This is a genomic window from Cloacibacterium caeni (assembly GCF_907163125.1).
GTDB classification, from domain to species: Bacteria; Bacteroidota; Bacteroidia; order Flavobacteriales; family Weeksellaceae; genus Cloacibacterium; species Cloacibacterium caeni_B.
Genome location: NZ_OU015319.1, coordinates 955,303 through 970,202 on the forward strand (window position 1 = coordinate 955,303; position 14,900 = coordinate 970,202).

At 33.7% G+C, this 14,900-nt stretch carries 14 protein-coding genes and 1 pseudogene; 9 read left to right on the forward strand and 6 right to left on the reverse strand.

Annotated elements, in window-relative coordinates:
• Nucleotides 1-118 precede the first annotated feature (118 nt).
• The 7 genes from KKQ79_RS04395 (at nucleotide 119) to KKQ79_RS04425 (ending at nucleotide 8,551) form a co-directional block, all read left to right on the forward strand.
• A complete protein-coding gene (locus KKQ79_RS04395; protein WP_213189148.1) occupies nucleotides 119-1,090 on the forward strand; it encodes an iron ABC transporter permease in 972 nt (323 codons plus the stop codon).
• 35 nt (nucleotides 1,091-1,125) lie between these two features.
• Complete coding sequence (locus KKQ79_RS04400; protein ID WP_213189149.1) at nucleotides 1,126-1,458, forward strand: hypothetical protein; 333 nt, start codon at nucleotides 1,126-1,128, stop codon at nucleotides 1,456-1,458.
• A 31-nt stretch (nucleotides 1,459-1,489) separates the two neighbouring features.
• Nucleotides 1,490-2,413, forward strand: a complete 924-nt coding sequence (locus tag KKQ79_RS04405; RefSeq protein WP_213189150.1) for an ABC transporter ATP-binding protein — start codon at nucleotides 1,490-1,492, stop codon at nucleotides 2,411-2,413.
• Between the two features lie 165 nt (nucleotides 2,414-2,578).
• The gene (locus KKQ79_RS04410) at nucleotides 2,579-3,031 is read left to right on the forward strand and encodes a MarR family winged helix-turn-helix transcriptional regulator (protein WP_213189151.1); all 453 of its coding nucleotides are present in this window, start codon (nucleotides 2,579-2,581) and stop codon (nucleotides 3,029-3,031) included.
• 13 nt (nucleotides 3,032-3,044) lie between these two features.
• Nucleotides 3,045-5,438 carry a 3-hydroxyacyl-CoA dehydrogenase/enoyl-CoA hydratase family protein gene (locus KKQ79_RS04415; RefSeq protein WP_213189152.1) on the forward strand — a complete coding sequence of 798 codons (2,394 nt, stop codon included), beginning with the start codon at nucleotides 3,045-3,047 and terminating at the stop codon, nucleotides 5,436-5,438.
• Between the two features lie 131 nt (nucleotides 5,439-5,569).
• Nucleotides 5,570-6,754, forward strand: a complete 1,185-nt coding sequence (locus KKQ79_RS04420; protein ID WP_213189153.1) for a thiolase family protein — start codon at nucleotides 5,570-5,572, stop codon at nucleotides 6,752-6,754.
• Nucleotides 6,755-6,775: 21 nt separating this feature from the next.
• Complete coding sequence (locus tag KKQ79_RS04425; RefSeq protein ID WP_213189154.1) at nucleotides 6,776-8,551, forward strand: acyl-CoA dehydrogenase family protein; 1,776 nt, start codon at nucleotides 6,776-6,778, stop codon at nucleotides 8,549-8,551.
• Nucleotides 8,552-8,613: 62 nt separating this feature from the next.
• Here the strand turns inward: KKQ79_RS04425 and KKQ79_RS04430 are convergent, their stop codons facing one another.
• Nucleotides 8,614-9,558, reverse strand: coding sequence for an AraC family transcriptional regulator (locus tag KKQ79_RS04430; RefSeq protein WP_213189155.1), 945 nt, complete (start codon nucleotides 9,556-9,558; stop codon nucleotides 8,614-8,616).
• Between the two features lie 195 nt (nucleotides 9,559-9,753).
• Here KKQ79_RS04430 and KKQ79_RS04435 point away from each other — a divergent pair, with 195 nt between their 5' ends.
• Nucleotides 9,754-11,259: an aldehyde dehydrogenase family protein gene (locus KKQ79_RS04435; RefSeq protein ID WP_213189156.1), complete on the forward strand. Its 1,506-nt coding sequence runs from the start codon at nucleotides 9,754-9,756 to the stop codon at nucleotides 11,257-11,259.
• Nucleotides 11,260-11,334: 75 nt separating this feature from the next.
• A pseudogene (locus KKQ79_RS04440) lies at nucleotides 11,335-11,703 on the forward strand (DUF779 domain-containing protein); the annotation flags it as partial.
• A gap of 9 nt (nucleotides 11,704-11,712) precedes the next feature.
• Here KKQ79_RS04440 and rluF read toward each other — a convergent pair.
• The 5 genes from rluF to KKQ79_RS04465 form a co-directional block, all read right to left on the reverse strand.
• Entirely contained in the window at nucleotides 11,713-12,432 is a 720-nt protein-coding gene (gene rluF / locus KKQ79_RS04445; RefSeq protein ID WP_213189158.1) for a 23S rRNA pseudouridine(2604) synthase RluF, read from the reverse strand.
• A 14-nt stretch (nucleotides 12,433-12,446) separates the two neighbouring features.
• Nucleotides 12,447-13,001, reverse strand: coding sequence for a hypothetical protein (locus KKQ79_RS04450; protein WP_213189159.1), 555 nt, complete (start codon nucleotides 12,999-13,001; stop codon nucleotides 12,447-12,449).
• 2 nt (nucleotides 13,002-13,003) lie between these two features.
• Nucleotides 13,004-13,702 carry a tRNA pseudouridine(55) synthase TruB gene (gene truB / locus KKQ79_RS04455; RefSeq protein ID WP_213189160.1) on the reverse strand — a complete coding sequence of 233 codons (699 nt, stop codon included), beginning with the start codon at nucleotides 13,700-13,702 and terminating at the stop codon, nucleotides 13,004-13,006.
• Nucleotides 13,703-13,723: 21 nt separating this feature from the next.
• On the reverse strand, nucleotides 13,724-14,539 hold the full coding sequence (locus KKQ79_RS04460) for an undecaprenyl-diphosphate phosphatase (protein ID WP_213189161.1): 816 nt from the start codon (nucleotides 14,537-14,539) through the stop codon (nucleotides 13,724-13,726).
• 78 nt (nucleotides 14,540-14,617) lie between these two features.
• Nucleotides 14,618-14,893, reverse strand: coding sequence for a DUF3098 domain-containing protein (locus tag KKQ79_RS04465; RefSeq protein WP_213189162.1), 276 nt, complete (start codon nucleotides 14,891-14,893; stop codon nucleotides 14,618-14,620).
• Between the last annotated feature and the right edge of the window lie 7 nt (nucleotides 14,894-14,900).

Sequence of the window (14,900 nt, forward strand, 5' to 3'; positions counted from 1 at the left end):
GGCTGATTAAGCAGATGTATAGACTCAAAAAAATCTGCAAAAATTTGCAAAATCAGCGAGAGTTTTCTTTTTCATAGATTTTTTTAAATTAAATTTGTGAAGTTTTTAAATAAAATCTGTGAACAATAAAACCTTCCAAACCATTCTTATTTTCCTGTTTTCATTGGTGGTGATTACGATTCTCATCAATTTAAATATAGGCTTTATAAAACTAGGTTTAGCAGATTTTTTTGATGGCAATGCTCAGAACTCACAAATTGCAGAACTCAGAATGAATCGTGTTTTAGCGATGTTTCTAGCAGGCGTTTCTATTCCTACTTCTGGATTTCTTTTGCAAGAATATTTTCAAAATCCTTTAGCAGGACCTTCGGTTCTTGGGATAACTTCTGTTGCGAGTTTAAGCGTAGCCTTTTACATCTTTTTTTCTCAAGATTTTACTTTACCAGAATTTTTGCAAAATGGTTTCATCAGTATTTCTGCAATTCTTGGAAGCCTTTTTCTGATGAGTATTTTATTGATTTTTTCTAGAAAATTTCAAGATAAATCATATCTGATTATTTTTGGTTTCTTGGTTTCTGCTTTAGCTGGAGCAGTAGTTTCTATCTTACAATTATATGCAGAAAATCAAAGTCTGAAAAACTATATTTTATGGAGTTTTGGTGCAAATAATCAGGTGACCAGAAATCAACTTTGGGTGCTATTCATTGTAGTATTAGTTGGTTTGTTTTTAAGTTTCAAAAGCATAAAACCGCTCATCGGGAATAGTTTAGGAAATCAATATGCTAAAAGTTTAGGGGTAAATTTAGAGCAACTGAAATATTTTGTCATCATTGCTTCTTCCCTACTTTCTGCTTCTGTTACAGCGTTTTTAGGGCCTATTTTGTTTATAGGAATCGTAGTTCCTCATTTTAGCAGAATGATTTATTCGCCTGCGAAATTGTGGCAACAGTGGATTTTGAACATGATTCTGGGAGTTTTTATTATGGAGTTTTTCTCTATTATTTCAGAGATTTCTCAATTCCCAATTAATGTCATTACGAGTTTGTTTGGAGTACCTGTAATTCTGATGATGATTTTGAAGAAAAAATAAATGAATAATTTTCCCGCAGATTTCGCAGATTTTATATGAATAAAAATATATCTTTAAAAAAAATAATTATTGCAAATATCTCATTATTTATAATAAGTTTTTTGTTGATGAAATTTTCAGATTTTTATAGGTTAAATAAAGAATGTCATTGGATTTATCAATATGCTCATATTTGGTGGATGTTTTTTGCCCTTCCTATTTCTATGATTTCATCATTAATTTTACCTATTTTATATTTTAAAAAATTTGGTTTAAATGTTTTATGGATTTTATTGGGTATAACACCTATTATATTATTTATCACTATACCTTATCAAATTGAAAGAATACATTCTGTTCTTAAAAATATTTGGACAGTAATCAACTAATAATTTGCGAAATCTGAGGGAAACAAAAATTATGTTTTTACAAATAAAAAATACAACAATTGGTTACCAAAAACCTCTTATTTCAGAGGTTAATGCGTCATTGGATTACGGTGATGTTTGTTTGCTGATTGGTAATAATGGTGTAGGTAAAACTACATTAATTAAGTCAATTCTCAATCAAATTCCAACTTTGAATGGAGAAATTTTCATCAACAAAAAATCAAATAAAAAACTTACAGATAAAGAAATTGCAGAACAAATAGCAGTGGTTTTTGCAAAATCTCAAATTCCCGCAAATTACACCACAGAAGATTTAATTTCCCTTGGAAAATTCATTCATTTGCCTTTTTATTATCAGTTAGAAATTGAAGATATAGAACATGTCAACAGCATTATTTCTCAGTTAAAGCTGGAAGAATATAGAAATATTCAGTTGCAGAAATTGTCAGATGGAAATCTTCAAAAAGCCTTTATTGGAAGAGCTTTAGCACAGAATTCTCCTATGATTGTTTTAGATGAACCTACAACTCATTTAGACGAAGAAAATAAAATAATCATCTTAAAATTGTTGAGAGATTTGGCTAAAAACCACAATAAAATCATTCTTTTTTCTTCTCACGATTGGCGATTGGCTAAAGAATTTTCAGATAAAATTTGGTTTATTAATGACCAAAATCTCCAAGAAGGTTTGGCAGAAGACATTCTTTTGAAGAATGATTTATTGACCAATCCTCGACTTTTTACCATCAATGAAGACTTTGTTTCACCTGAAATTATAGCTCCATTTTTAGAAAAAGAAATGTTGTACTCTGCTTTGCAAAAAAACTTTAAAAGAGACCTTTCTGGTTTTAAAATAGAATTTCAGGGTGCATTTTGGGAGATTTTTTACCAAAACATCAGGTTTTCTTGTCAATCTATTGACGAAATACTGATATCAATTAGAAATTGCTTATAATCAGCGTTTTTCGTTTGAAATTTCTCATTTTCAATTTCATTCTATTATTCTCTGCATAATAAATAATTATCACATAATCAATAAGTTATCTGTTTGTAATAAAAAATGCTATGCACGCATAGTATTTTTTTTATATTTGCTATGCACGCATAACATTTTTTAAAAATGGAAACTAAGACTAAAGAGAAAGTAGAAAATGTAGACTTAATGCTTAAATCAGTTTGGTTGGCAGTGAGTAAAATGTACTCCGAACAAGCTTCTATGCATAATTCTACTGCTGTACAAGCTTTAACACTACTTAAAATCGATCCTAAAGAAGGAACAAGAAGTACCAATCTTGGTCCTAAAATGGCTATTGAGCCCACTTCTTTGACTAGAATTATCAAACTTTTAGAAGATAATGGTTATATCTACAAAGAAAAAACAACTTCTGATAAAAGAGAAGTAATTATTAAACTTACAGACAAAGGACTTAAATCTAGAAACCTTTCAAAAGAGGTAGTTGTAGGATTTAATAAAAAAGTAGTAGAAAAAATAGACCCAGAGAAATTTTCTGTTTTTAAAGAAGTCATGGGAGAGATTTTGAAAATTGCTAATGATATGAACAATAAAAAATAAACCTATATTTATAATGAAAAGACGAATTAAACACGTTACAGTTCTTGGTTCAGGAATTATGGGAAGCGGAATTGCTGCGCACTTTGCAAACATTGGCGTAGAAGTTCTCCTTCTTGATATTGTTCCGTTTGAATTAACAGAAGCTGAACAGAAAAAAGGTCTTACCAAAGAAGACAAAGCAGTACGAAACAGAATTGCTACAGAAAGTTTGGCTAAATTAGTAAAAGCCAGCCCTGCTCTACTTTATAAAAAAGAGTTTGCAGAAAGAATCTCTGTAGGAAATTTTGATGATGATTTGCAAAAAATCAAAAATACAGATTGGATTATCGAGGTGGTAGTAGAAAGATTAGACATTAAAAAGTCTGTTTACGAAAAAATCGAACAATTCCGTAAACCTGGAACTTTGGTGTCTTCTAATACTTCTGGTATTCCTATTAATATGTTGGTAGAAGGCAGAAGTGATGATTTCAAAAAATATTTTGCAGGAACGCACTTCTTTAACCCGGTAAGATATTTACCGCTTTTAGAAATTATTCCTACCAATGATACCGATGCTGAAATCGTGAAATTCTACATGGAATATGGCGCTAAATTCTTAGGAAAAACTACGGTTTTAGCAAAAGATACCCCAGCGTTCATCGCAAACAGAATTGGAGTTTTTTCTATGATGAATTTACTTCACAATGTAAAATCTATTGGTCTTAATGTAACTGAAGTTGATAAATTAACAGGTCCAGTTATTGGTAGACCTAAATCTGCAACTTTCAGAACAGCAGACGTGGTAGGTTTAGATACTTTGGTTCACGTAGCAAACGGTGTTCACGCTTCTGGTGTAGAAGATGAGCAATTCAAAGGAACTTTTGTTTTGCCAGATTACATCAATATGATGATGGAAAACAAATGGTTAGGTTCTAAAACGGAACAAGGTTTCTACAAAAAAGTGAAAAATGCTGATGGAAAATCAGAAATTCACGGTCTTAATTTAGATTCTTATCAATACGAAAATCAAGGAAAAGCAAATTTTGCAACGCTTGAACTCACTAAAAATATTGATAAACCAATTGACAGATTCAAAGTTTTAATTGGTGGAAAAGACAAAGCAGGCGAATTGTACAGAAAATCTCTGGGAGCTCTTTTCGCTTATGTTTCTCACAAAATTCCTGAAATTTCAGACGAGCTTTACAAAGTAGATGATGCGATGAAAGCTGGTTTCGGTTGGGAAAACGGACCTTTCGAAATTTGGGATGCTGTAGGTGTTCAAAAAGGCATTGAATTGGCTACAGAAGCAGGTTTTACCGTTTCAGAATGGGTAAAATCCGTAGAATCATTCTACAAAGTAAATGAAGAAGGACAAAGTATTTTCTTCGACAAAAATTCTGGAAATTACAACAATATTCCTGGTCAAGAAGCTTTCATCATTCTTGATAATATCAGAAAAAATAAAACATTGTGGAGCAATTCTGGTTCTGCAATCCAAGATTTAGGAGACGGAATCATCAACTTTGAGATTCGTTCAAAAATGAATTCTCTTGGTGGTGAAGTTCTAGATGGTTTAAACAGAGCTATCGACTTAGCAGAAAAAGAATACGACGGTTTAGTAATCGGAAATCAAGCAGCTAATTTCTCTGTTGGAGCAAATTTAGCGATGATTTTGATGATGGCAATCGAGCAGGATTGGGATGATTTGAATATGGCAATTGCTTACTTCCAAAAATCGATGATGAGAGTTCGCTACTCTTCTGTTCCTGTTGTAGTTGCTCCTCACGGATTAACTTTGGGTGGTGGTTGCGAAATGACCATGCATGCTGATAAAGTAGTTGCTGCTGCAGAAACTTACATCGGTTTAGTAGAAACTGGAGTGGGTGTAATTCCTGGTGGTGGTGGTACTAAAGAATTCGCTTTGAGAACTTCTAAAGAATTCGCTGCTGATGATGTTAAAAACAATAGAATGCGAGAAGCTTTTATGAATATCGCAATGGGTAAAGTTGCAACTTCTGCTCACGAAGCTTATGATATGGGAATTCTTCAAAATCACAAAGATATCGTGGTGGTAAACAAAAACCGTCAAATTGCTGAAGCGAAGAAAGTAGCTAAATTAATGGCAGAACAAGGTTATACTCAACCAATTCAACAGAAAGTAAAAGTTCTTGGGCAAGGTGCATTAGGTATGTTCTATGTAGGAACTGACCAAATGTTAACTGGAAATTACATTTCTGAACACGATAAGAAAATAGCAGATAAATTGGCTTATGTAATGGTTGGTGGTAATCTTTCTGAACCAACTGTAGTTACAGAACAATATTTATTGAATCTTGAAAGAGAAGCATTCTTACAATTGTGTGGTGAAAGAAAAACACTTGAGAGAATTCAGTTTATGTTACAAAAAGGTAAACCGCTAAGAAACTAAAAATATTAAAAATCAAGTTTTGAGCCACGAAGTGGCGAAATAAAATAGCATCGGGTAAAGCCCGATGAAATTAAAAGCCATAAATAAAAATGCCACGAAGTGGCGAAATCAAAATTTAAAATTTAAAAAATATGTCAAATAAAACAGCATATATAGTAGCAGGTTACAGAACAGCGGTTGGTAAAGCTCCGAAAGGAAGTTTAAGATTTACCAGACCAGATGTAATGGCTGCAAAAGTTATAGAAAAATTGATGGCAGATTTGCCACAATTAGATAAAGATAGAATCGACGATTTAATCGTTGGTAACGCAATGCCAGAAGCAGAACAAGGCTTAAACGTGGCACGTCTCATTTCTTTAATGGGATTAAATACCGATAAAGTTCCAGGAGTTACCGTAAATAGATATTGTGCATCTGGTTCTGAAGCGATTGCGATTGCTTCTGCTAAAATTCAAGCAGGAATGGCAGATTGTATTATTGCAGGAGGTGCAGAAAGTATGTCTTTCATTCCAATGGGCGGTTATAAACCAGTTCCAGAAAGTCATTATGCTAAATCTAACCCAGATTATTATTGGGGAATGGGTTATACTGCAGAAGAAGTTGCTAAGCAATATAAAATTACAAGAGAAGAACAAGACCAGTTTGCTTTTGAATCTCATCAAAAAGCTTTGAAAGCTATTGCTGAAGGAAAATTTGCAAAACAAATCGTTCCAATTCCTGTAGAATATAATTTCTTAGATGAAAATCAAAAAGTTCAAACCAAAAAATTTGATTTCTCAGTAGACGAAGGTCCTAGAGCAGACACTTCTGTTGAAGGTTTGGCAAAATTAAGACCTGTTTTCGCAGCTGGAGGTTCTGTTACCGCAGGAAACTCTTCTCAAATGTCTGATGGTGCTGCTTTCGTAGTAGTAATGTCAGAAGAAATGGTAAAAGAATTAAACCTTGAGCCAATTGCAAGATTAGTTTCTTATGCAGCTGTTGGTTTAGAGCCAAGAATTATGGGAGTTGGACCAATTTACGCCATTCCAAAAGCGTTAAAACAAGCTGGGCTTTCTCTTCAAGATATTGGTTTAATTGAATTGAACGAAGCATTTGCTTCTCAATCCGTTGCGATTAAAAAAGAATTGGATTTAAATCCAGAAATTTTAAATGTAAATGGTGGAGCTATCGCTCTTGGTCACCCTCTAGGTTGTACAGGAACTAAATTGACGGTTCAACTTCTTGACGAAATGAAATTAAGAGGCGTGAAATACGGAATGGTTTCAATGTGTGTAGGAACAGGACAAGGCGCAGCTTCTGTAATTGAACTATTGTAAAATAAAAAATTAATATATAATATGAGCACATTAAAAGGAGGAGAATTCCTAATAAAAGAAATAGAAGCTAAGAATATCTTCACGATGGAAGATTTTTCTGAGGAACAAAAAATGCTTCGCGACTCTGCAAGAGAATTTATTGACAAAGTTGTAGTTCCTAACAAAGAGCGTTTCGAGAAAAAAGACTACGCATTCACTGAAGAGTGTATGAAACAAATCGGTGAAATGGGATTCTTAGGAATCGCAGTTCCTGAAAATTATGGCGGACTTGGTTTAGGTTTCGTTTCAACAATGATTGCTTGTGATTACATTTCTGGCGCAACTGGTTCATTGGCAACTGCTTATGGAGCACACACTGGAATTGGCACGCTTCCTATCCTATTGTACGGAACTGAAGAACAAAAACAAAAATATTTACCAGATTTAGCAGCTGGAACTAAATTCGGAGCATACTGTTTAACTGAGCCAGATGCTGGTTCTGATGCAAACTCTGGAAAAACAAAAGCTAAATTGTCTGAAGATGGTAAACATTATATCATTAACGGACAAAAAATGTGGATTTCTAACGCAGGTTTCGCAGATACATTCACATTCTTTGCTAAAATTGATGATGATAAAAATATCACTGGTTTTGTAGTAAACAGAAGTGAATTAGAAAATCCTGAAAGCCTTACTTTCGGTGAAGAAGAGCACAAATTAGGGATTAGAGCTTCTTCTACTCGTCAGGTTTTCTTTAATGATATGAAAGTTCCTGTAGAATGTCTTTTAGGTGAAAGAAACAATGGTTTCAAAATCGCTTTAAATGCATTAAATGTAGGTAGAATTAAATTGGCTGCTGCTTGTTTAGATGCACAGAGAAGAATTTTCAACCTTTCTGTAAACTATGCGAACGAAAGAAAACAGTTCAATACTCCTATTTCTACTTTCGGAGCCATTAGAAAAAAATTAGCGGAAATGGCTACTGCTACTTTCGTTTCAGAAGCTGGTTCTTATAGAGCGGCTCAAGATATTCAAGATAAAATTGATGCTTTAGTTGCAGGTGGAATGTCTCACCAAGAAGCAGAATTAAAAGGTGTGGAAGAATTTGCGGTAGAATGTTCTATCCTAAAAGTTTATGTTTCAGACATCGCTCAAAAAGCAGCAGATGAAGGAATTCAGATTTTTGGAGGTATGGGATTCTCTGAAGATACACCAATGGAAGCAGCGTGGAGAGATGCTAGAATTTCTAGAATTTATGAAGGTACAAACGAAATCAACAGACTTCTTTCTGTAGGAATGTTGGTGAAGAGAGCTTTCAAAGGCGAAATCGATTTAATGTCTCCTGCAATGGCAGTTGGTAAAGAATTAATGGGCATTCCTTCTTTTGAAACGCCTGATTATTCAGAATTTATGTCAGAAGAAAAAGCAATCATCGCTAATCTTAAGAAAGTATTCTTAATGGTTTCTGGTGCTGCACTTCAGAAATACATGATGGAGATTGAAAAGCAACAACACTTGTTAATCAATGCTTCAGAAATCTTGAACCAAATTTACATGGCAGAATCTGCAATTCTAAGAGTTGAGAAAAACTTCGGTCCAGATTCTATAGAAGCAGCAATGGCACAATTAAACCTTTACAAAGCAGTAGAAGCTGTAATTGCAGCTGCTAAAGAAGGAATTGTTTCTTTTGCTGATGGAGATGAGCAAAGAATGATGCTTTCTGGTTTAAGAAGATTTACAAAATATACCAATCAGCCAAACGTAATCGCGTTAACTGAGAAAATTGCTAAGCATTTTGTAGAGAAAAATTCTTACTAAAATTTGTTAATTCAACTATACTTAAAAACCGCTTCAAATTTTTGAGGCGGTTTTTTGTTTATTTAAGAAACGATTTTATATTCTGAAAATAAGTTTCGTTGATAATTTTTCGGAGTAATACCTTCAAAAGTTTTAAAGGTTTTGATGAGGTGATTGGTGTCAGAAAAACCAGTAGCAAAAGCTACTTCTTTGATGCTTTGGTTTTCTTTGAGCAATTCTTTAGCACGTTTTATTCTTTGCTGAAGAATATATTCATTGGGTGATGTTCCGAGTTCGTATTTAAAAAGTTTAAAGAAATTAGATTTACTTACGAAAGCCAATTTTGCCAAATGTTCAATACTTAATTTTTGATTCAGATTGTTTTTAATATAATCTATGATAAAAGCCAATCGGTTTGAAGTTTTCAGGGTTTTGTAATCGTTTTCAATGAGTTTTCCTGCTTGAGTTTGCATCAGTCTTACCAACAATTCTTTCAGTGCTAAATCTGCCATAATATCCTTATTCATGTTATCTTCCATGGCAATTCTCATCAGATTATTGGTTGCAGAAGCAAGTGGCAAACTGTTGAACAGATAAAATTCATTGCTAGAAATTCTCCAGCAAGTGCTTTCGTCTACTTTCATCAATTTGGTATTGAGATAATGCAAAGATTCTTCTACAAAATCTGGACTGAAACTTAATGCAATACATTGTGAAGGAGTTTCGTCTGCCTCTGGAAAATCGATGACCATTGTTTCACCAGGAGAAACTAAAACCGTTTCACCAGGAAAATAATCAAAATACTCAGATTTATTTTCCAATTTCATGTGCTTTTTCCCTCGTAACATCGCTGTAAAAGTCAAATCATTAAACTTTAGTTTAACATCTTCTGTCTTCTTGTGCGTTTCATACAAAGAAAATTCACAATTATTTAAGGTGAAAGTAGTCTTGTTTTCTATTATATTTTGTAATTGCTCATGTCCCGTTAATTCAGGGGTATAGAGCAAATGTTTGTCTTCTCGTATCATAAACTATGAATGATATTTTTGATAAAATAATCAATTTGGCTAAATATATAATAATTTTTCAATCAAACAAGACTTATATTAAAGTATTATAATCAATATTTTCAAAACACTATTATACTATCATTTGAGACGATTTTACCATGACATTTGTCATGTTTAAGATAATTTGGCTGAAAATTAAAAATTCAACAAATTATGTCAACACACATCAATCGTCCGGTTTTAAAAGAGAAATACGACAATTACATTAATGGAAAATGGACTGCTCCTTCTACAGGACAGTATTTCGAAGTGCTTTCTCCACTTGATGGAAAAGTTATGGCAAAAGCAGCACATTCTGCGAAACAAGACATAGAAATGGCTGTAGATGCAGCATCTGAAGCTTTCAAAACATGGAGCGAAACTTCTGCTACAGAACGCAGCATTATTTTGAATAAAATTGCGGATAGAATTGAGGAAAATCTACCTTATATCGCTGCAGTAGAAACCGTAGATAATGGTAAAGCCATTAGAGAAACTATGGCGGCAGATTTACCTTTGGCAGTAGACCATTTCAGATATTTTTCTAGTGTAATAAGAGCTGAAGAAGGTTCTATTTCTGAATTAGACAAAGACACCGTTTCAATTATCGTACACGAACCTATCGGTGTAATTGCACAAATTATTCCTTGGAACTTCCCTATTCTTATGGCGGTTTGGAAACTAGCTCCTGCTCTAGCTGCTGGAAACTGCGTAGTCTTGAAACCAGCAGAAAGTACGCCTGTTTCTATTATGGTTTTAATGGAGCTAATTGAAGATTTACTTCCTGCAGGTGTGGTGAATATTGTCAATGGTTTCGGCGCTGAGTTAGGAAGAACTTTAGTAACCAATCCAAAAGTGTCTAAAGCAGCGTTTACAGGTTCTACAGCTACGGGTAGAATGGTAATGCAATATGCTACAGAAAATATTATTCCAGTGACTTTAGAATTAGGAGGTAAATCTCCTAACATCTTCTTCCCTTCTGTGATGGATGCAGATGACGAATTTTTTGACAAAGCCATTGAAGGAGCGGTATTATTTGCTTTAAATCAAGGTGAAATCTGTACTTGTCCTTCTAGATTATTGGTTCATGAATCTATTGCTGATAAATTCTTAGAAAGAGTGGTAGAAAGAACTAAAGCCATCAAAACAGGAAATCCTCTTGACCCAACCGTAATGATGGGTGCTCAAGCTTCACAAATTCAAAAAGATAAAATTCTTTCTTATATCAAATTAGGCAAAGAAGAAGGTGCAGAATTGCTTTGCGGTGGAGAAGTTAATCATCTAGGTGGAGATTTAGAAGGTGGTTATTACATTCAGCCAACCATTTTTAAAGGGCACAACAAAATGAGAATCTTCCAAGAAGAGATTTTCGGGCCAGTGTTAGCAGTAACTACTTTTAAATCTACAGAAGAAGCGATAGAAATTGCGAACGATACTATGTATGGACTTGGAGCTGGAGTTTGGACGAGAGATGCACATGAATTATACAGAGTTCCTAGAGCGATAAAAGCAGGTAGAGTTTGGGTGAACCAATATCACGCATATCCAGCTGGCGCACCTTTTGGAGGTTACAAACAATCTGGTATTGGTAGAGAAAACCACAAAATGATGCTTGATCATTACAGACAATCAAAAAACATGTTGATTTCTTACAACAAAAATAAACTAGGATTTTTCTAAATCATTTGTGTTTTAAACTTTAAGGAATGTTGTTCATCAGCATTCCTTTTTTTATCTTTATTAAAATTAAAAATTATGGTAAAAAGGTTAGACGTAACAGAAAAAGCGTTGGAAGTCATTAAAACGCTAAAAGAAAAACACGGTGATTTAATGTTTTACCAAGCTGGGGGTTGCTGCGAAGGAACCCAACCTCAATGTTTTGAAAAAGGAGATTTCTACGTAAGAACAAATGATGCCATGATTGGTTTGGTAGATGGTTTTGAATTTTGGATTGATAGAGATTTATTTGAATACTGGAAATTTTCGCATTTCACGTTAGATGTTACAGACGGTTTCGGACCAGGCGGTTTTTCTCTAGAAACACCATTAGGAAAGACTTTTAAAATTATTTACAGGCTTTTTACTGAAGAAGAATTAAAAGATTTAGAGCCTGTAAAAAAGAATGGAATAATTTTAATCAAAAGTCTTACTAGAATCTTGGAGAAGTTGAGCCAGTTCTTTCATTTCAGCATCGGTTAAATCTCTCCATTTTCCTATGGGCAAATCCAGTTTGATGTTCATGATTCTAATGCGCTTCAGTTTTTTTACTTCGTAGCCTAGATATTCGCACATTCTACGGATTTGTCTGTTAAGCCCTTGTGTAAGTACAATTCTAAATTGCAGTGTGTCAATTTGTTCTACTTCGCATTTTTTGGTTACGGTGTCTAAAATCGGAACACCATTGCGCATTTTTTCTAGAAATTTTGGGGTGATCGGCTTGTCTACACGTACAATGTATTCTTTTTCGTGGTTGTTTCTGGCACGTAAAATTTTATTCACAATATCACCGTCAGAAGTCAATAAAATAAGACCTTCACTAGGTTTATCAAGTCTACCGATGGGGAAAATTCTTTTCGGGTGATTGATGTAATCTACGATGTTATTTTTCTCACGTTTGGTATCTGTGGTACAAACAATTCCGATGGGTTTATTAAAGGCGATATAAACGTGTTTTTCTTCTGTTTTTTTGATGTTTTTGCCATCTACGCAAATTTCATCAGCATCAGAAACTTTAGTTCCTAATTCTGGCTTTTTGCCATTGATGGTAATTCTTCCTTGTTCCAAAAGTTTATCGGCTTCTCTTCTCGAACAAAAACCTACTTCTGATAAATATTTATTGATACGCCTTTCCACAAATTTTAATTTTTTTATTCTTCTCTCACTTTATTGGAGTGAAAAGTAATTCCAAGATTTAAACCAATATAAAAGTTACTCTTTAGTCCATCTCCGAAATTCATGCTGTGATTTTCCAGAAAAAAGGAGTAATAATAATTCATTCTCACATTGATGGGGTTTTGGTCACCAATGCCTAAAGTATATACTCTGGCTTTTCTTACATCACTTTTAGTAAGGGCAAATCCTGCATTGAGATAGATATATCCAGAATCTGATGTATTGTCTAAATAAATTTTTGGCTGAACCAGAAAGTACAAATTATGGATATTGTCATAAATGTAATTGTATCGAAAACCAGCGCCTAAACCTATTCTATGAATCGGTTGAAAACCAATAACAGAAGTGATTCCAGCATTGGCATTAAAATCTACATTGTTATCTTCATTGACGATGTCTGCAACTGCTTTTGCCAATCCATAGGCAACTTGTCCATCTGTACTCCAATAAATTCCTTGATTAAGATTTCCTTTTTGCTGAGAATATCCTAAAAAACTAATAAAAATGAATAAAAAGTAATAGTTTTTCATGGTTAGAAATTTTCAAATCTAAACTCATTTTCCAAAATTTCTGTGTGTGCATTTTCTACATGGTACTCTCCTATTTTGGTTCTTCTGAGTTGAGTAAGATAAGCACCAACTCCTAAACTTTGACCAATATCGTGAGCCAAACTTCTGATGTAAGTTCCTTTGCTGCAACCTACGGTAAAAGTGACAAAAGGAAGATGAATTTCGATGTTATTGAGATAATGAATGGTCGTTTTTCTAGATTTCATTTCTACTTCTTGACCAGCTCTTGCTAAATCATAAGCGCGGTTTCCATCTATTTTTATGGCTGAAAAAACAGGCGGTTTTTGCTCAATTTCTCCTACAAATTTTGCCAAAGTTTCTTTGATGAAATCTTCTGAAATGTGTGAATAATCAGTGTGAAGGATTTCTGGTTTTTCGGTGTCATAAGATTCGGTTTGTACGCCAATTTTAATTTCGGCGATGTATTCTTTTGGTGCATCTTGAATTTCTGGAATTTTCTTGGTGAATTTTCCGGTGCATACAATCAATAAGCCTGTTGCTCTAGGATCCAGCGTTCCAGCATGACCGATTTTAAATTTTTTAGGAAGATGGAACTCTCTTTTGAGTTTGTACTTCAATTTATTAACAGCCTGAAAACTGGTCCAATCCAAAGGCTTGTCTACCAAAAGTATTTGTCCGTTTAAAAAATCTTCTGCGTTCAATGTAAAAAGTATAAAATAAAATTATTTTACCCAACCAAAATAAATCAGCAATAAAATCCCTGCGATAATTCTATACCAACCCCAAGGTTTGAAGCCGTATTTGGTCAAAACACCAATGAAAAACTTAATCGCAATAACTGCTACTACAAATGCTACTAAATTCCCCACAAAAAAACTCATCGTGTTTTCTGGAGTCGCAAAAATCATTTCGTAACCTTTTTGCTCAACTCCATTATGATTCCAATCTTTTACAAAAATTGAATAAAAGGTAACCGCTAACATGGTAGGAACTGCCAAAAAGAATGAAAACTCTGCAGCTGCTTTTCTGGTAAGGTTTTGTTGCATCCCACCAATAATAGAAGCCGCACTTCTACTCGTTCCTGGCATCATCGCTAGACATTGCCAAAAACCAATCGTTAGTGCTTTTTTGAAAGTAATATCTTTTTCATCATCTATCGTATGTTTGGTGAAAATCTGATCGATAAATAGTAAAATGACACCACCCAAAATCAGAACAACTGCAATGGGAATTGGTTTTTCTAATACCGTTTCTATTTTATCATCAAATAATTTTCCTAGAACCAAAGCTGGTAAAACAGCAACTGCCAATTTTAAATAGAATTTGATGTTTTTAAAATCAAAAAATTTCTTCCAATACAAAAAGACTACCGCCAAAATAGCTCCAAACTGAATAGAAACTTGAAACATTTTAACAAATTCATCTTCTTGAATTCCAAAAAATGAACTCGTGAAAATCATGTGTGCGGTAGAAGAAACGGGTAAATATTCGGTAAGTCCTTCTATGATTGCAATGATAATTGCTCTGATTAAATCCATAAACTGTATTGTGATAAAAAAATTAAAAGATTCAAATACCAATTCAAATCTTTTAATTCTTTAGTTTTTAAAATGTTTTTATTTGTTTCTTTTAAGAATCGCGAAAACCTGAACTACAAATCCCGCAATTACCAATAACGGCGCTATTCTGATTCTTCTGATGGAGAAAATGTCTTCATTCCAAGCATTAGGATCTAGTTTTCCGTCGACTGTATTAGCATCTGGACCGAGCATTAAAAGAAATCCTGCTAAAATTAAAGCCAATCCTACCAACATGAGTTGATAGTTTTTTCTGCCAAAATAAAAAGGATTGTGCTGGGATTCAGACTTTTCTATAGTTTGTTTTTTAGACATTTTTAAA